At 73.0% G+C, this 3541-nt stretch carries 3 protein-coding genes; all 3 read left to right on the top strand.

What is annotated here, in order from left to right; genetic code table 11:
• The coding region (locus E1283_RS33900; protein ID WP_207930641.1) for a DUF8171 family membrane protein at positions 1-934 on the top strand (934 nt) is incomplete at its 5' end.
• On the top strand, positions 931-2715 hold the full coding sequence (locus E1283_RS33895) for an ABC transporter ATP-binding protein (protein ID WP_132822005.1): 1785 nt from the start codon (positions 931-933) through the stop codon (positions 2713-2715). The genes E1283_RS33900 and E1283_RS33895, both read left to right, overlap by 4 nt.
• A partial coding sequence (locus E1283_RS33890) for an energy-coupling factor transporter transmembrane component T family protein (protein ID WP_132822004.1) occupies positions 2705-3541 on the top strand: 837 nt, incomplete at its 3' end. The genes E1283_RS33895 and E1283_RS33890, both read left to right, overlap by 11 nt.

The following is a 3541-nucleotide window of genomic DNA, read 5'->3' as shown; positions in this document are numbered from 1 at the left end:
AGCGAAAGGCAGTCCCATGTCCGAGCCCCCCGCTCAGCTCACCGCGCCCGCCCCCCGTCGCAGATATCGCCCCGGCGAGGTGACCTCCAGCCAGAACCTGATGGTCTTCGTCCTCTCCATGACGCTGTTCGGCCTCGCCAACATCGTCACCGAGGTGCTGCCGGAGATAGCCATCGGCCCGGTCGAACTCTCCGTCTCCTACCTCGCGTTCGTGCCCGTCGTGATGGTCGCGCTCTTCAACCCGCTGCCTGCCGCGCTCGGCGCGCCGCTCGGCGAGATCGTCTTCGTCGACCTGCTGATGGGCGACTTCTCCGGGATCGGCGAGCTGGAGGGCTACCTCCAGATGTTCCTCGGCCTCTACATAGGCGGCTGCCTGGTCCGCGACCCGCGCCGCCGGCCGCAGATCTTCCTCGCCGCCGTCGTCACCGTCGCCGTCGACAAGATGCTCTCGGCCGTCGTGGACCTGGGGAAGGTCTGGGTCGGCGTGGCCGACGCCGAGTACGTGGAGGGCCTGCCGCAGTCGATCCTGCTCCTGGAGGGGATCGGCTTCTCCACCGACCTGCTGATCAGCGGCGTGCTCTTCGGCGCGCTGCCCGCCGGGATCCTCGCCCCGCGGCTCCACGGGAAGATCGAGCCGCTGCTGGGCCTGGAGCCCCGCGACCCCGCCCGGCCGATCCCGCTGGCGCAGCGCGGTGGCGCGGTCTTCCTGCTGCTCGCGGTCTTCCTCTCCTTCGTCGCGATGATCGCCGCCTTCCTCGGCGAGATCGTGGACAACTTCGGTGTCTGGGAGCCCGGTTTCGTCGACGAGTACGGGCAGCGGTTCCTGTGGATCGGGGTGGCAGCCGCGCTGATCGTGCTGGTCGGGGTGTGGGTCGCGGCCCGCGCCCTGGTCGGGTCGCGGCGGGCGCGGACCGCCCAGGAGACCGCCCGATGACGGGAGACCCGGCGAGCGAGGGGCCCGCGATCGAGGTCGCGGGCCTGTCGTTCCGTTACCCGGGAGCCACGGCGGAGAGCCTGCGCGGGGTCGACCTGCGCGTCGAGCGGGGCGACTTCGTCGCCGTCGTCGGCGGCAACGGCTCGGGCAAGACGACGCTCTGCAAGACCTTCAACGGCCTGGTGCCGCACTACTGGTCGGGCGCCTACGAGGGCTCGGTGCACGTCCTGGGCCAGGACACCAGGGACCTGTCGGTGGCGGCGCTCTCGCACCGGGTCGGCTACGTCTACCAGGACTTCGGCAACCAGCTGGTGCGCCCCACGGTGCGCGACGAGATCTCGTTCGGCCCGATCAACTTCGGCCAGCCCGACCACCGGGAACGCACCGAGGAGGCCATGGCGCTGCTCGGCGTCCAGCACCTGGCCGACCGTTTCGTCTGGCAGCTCTCCGGCGGCCAGCAGCATCTGGTGGCGCTGGCCGCGGTGTTGGCGCTGCGCCCCGGGATCGTGGTGGTGGACGAGCCGGTGGCCGAGCTCGACCCGGCCCGCGCCGGCGAGATCTACGAGCGGCTCGCCCAGCTCAACGCCGAACTCGGCACCACCGTGGTGGTGATCGAGCACCACGCCGAGTACGTCGCCCGCTACGCCCGCTCGGTGGTCCTGATGGCCGACGGGGCGCCGGTGTGGCACCTGCCGACCCGCGAGGCGCTGGGCCGGGCCGACGAGCTGGCCGCGCACGGCATCCCGGCGCCGGGGATCATCCGGGCGGTGCGGGCGGTGGATCCGGCGTCGCCGGTGCCGCTGACCGTGGGCGAGGCGGCCGGGCTGCTGCGGGCGTCGACCGGCGAGGGCCGCCCGGCCCCCGAGCCGGTGGCCGACCGGACGCCGGTGGCCGACCGGACGACGGCGGTCGGGCGGACGCCGGCGGTCGAACGGACGCCCGCGGCCGGCGTGGTCGCCGAGCTGCGGGACGTCTGCCACGGCTACCGCCAGGTGCGCGGCGAGCGGTCGACGGTGCTGGACGGCGTGAGCGTGGCGCTGCGCGACGGTGAGCGGATCGCGCTGGTCGGCGGCAACGGCGCGGGCAAGTCCACGCTGCTGCGGCTGCTGACCGGGATCCGGGTGCCGCGCTCCGGCACTGTGCTGGTGGGCGGCGTCGACACCCGGGACACCGGCCCGGCCCAACTCGCCGACCGGGTCTGCTACCTCTACCAGCGCCCCGAGCAGATGTTCCTCAAGGACAGCGTGCGCGAGGACGTGGCGATGTTCCCCACCGGGCGGAAGGCGCCGGACGCGGCCGAGCTGGTGGAGACGGTGCTGCGCCGCACCCGGCTCGACGGCCTCGCCGAGCGGGACGGCCGGATGCTCTCGGGCGGCCAGCAGCGCCGGGCCACGCTGGCCATCGGCCTGGCGACCAGGCCCGCGCTGCTGCTGCTCGACGAGCCCACCTCCAGCCTGGACGTGGGCAGCAGGGACGCGGTGATCGGGATGCTGGACGAGCTGGCCGACAGCGTGCGGTGCGCGGTGGTGGCCACCCACGACATGCACCTGGTCGCCGAGTGGGCCGACCGGGTGCTGGTGCTGGACGGCGGCCGACTGGTCGCCGACACCGAGCCGGCCGCGCTCTTCGCCGACCAGGCGCTGCTGGCCCGCGTCGGCCTGGTGCCGCCGCAGATCACCCAACTCGGCGCCGAGCTCGGCCTGGTGCCGCCGCCGCTGTCCGTGCCGGAGCTGCTGGCCCGGCTCGTCACCATCCAGGAGGGAGCGCTCGATGGCGCGTAAGGAACGCGACCGGCTGTCCGTGGAGTGGGTGAAGCTGGAGTTGGTGCGCACCGCCTACGCCACCCGGGGCGGTCTGCTGGCCCGGATGGATCCGCGGTGCGTGATCGGCTGGTACCTGATCTTCGCGGTGGTGCCGTGGTTCACCCACAACCTGACGGTGCTGGGCGGGCTCTTCCTCATCACCGCGGTCTCGGTGGTGCTCAGCCGGGTCGGGCCGCTGGTGCTCGGCCTGTTCGTGCTCGGCTTCGTGATGGAGAGCGGCTATCTGCTGCTGGCGGCCTGGATGTTCGGCGGCGGGGTCTCCACGGCGCTGGCGCTGGCCGAACTCACCCTGAAGCTGGGCACCATCAGCCTGGCGAGCATGGCGGCGTTCGTCTCGCTCGACCCGGAGAAGCTGTCGGACGCGCTGCTGAGCCTGCACGCGCCGGCGATGGTCAGCTTCGGGGTGAGCTACGGCTACCGGATGCTGCCGATCCTGATGGAGGAGTTCCACACCATCATCGACGGACACCGGCTGCGCTCGGCGCCGCTCACGGCCAAGGGCTTCCTCGGCTGGCGGCTGGTGGCGCGCACGGCGTCCACGGTGGTCGCGGCGTTCTACCCGATGATGCTGAACACCGCCAAGCGCACCAGGACCACCGTGGAGGCGCTGGAGACCCGGGGCTTCACCTACGCGATGGAGCACCCCGACGGCCGGCGCATCCGGCTGGCGCACCTGCGCGTCGGGGGGCGGGACGTGGCGTTGCTGGTGGTGACGGTGGCGCTGATCGCGGCGGCCTTCACGGCCGGCGCCGCCTGGCCGTTGTACGGGGCCGGGGCCGGGGCC

This window comes from Streptomyces hainanensis, from assembly GCF_004348415.1.
GTDB classification, from domain to species: domain Bacteria; phylum Actinomycetota; class Actinomycetes; order Streptomycetales; family Streptomycetaceae; genus Streptomyces; species Streptomyces hainanensis.
The sequence above is the reverse complement of the archived record's forward strand: the minus strand, read 5'-3'. Positions and strand labels throughout refer to the sequence as shown.

What these genes read in the sequence shown, in the direction of transcription:
- E1283_RS33895 (WP_132822005.1), top strand. Translation starts at nt 931, where the DNA reads ATGACGGGAGACCCGGCGAGCGAGGGGCCCGCGATCGAGGTCGCGGGC.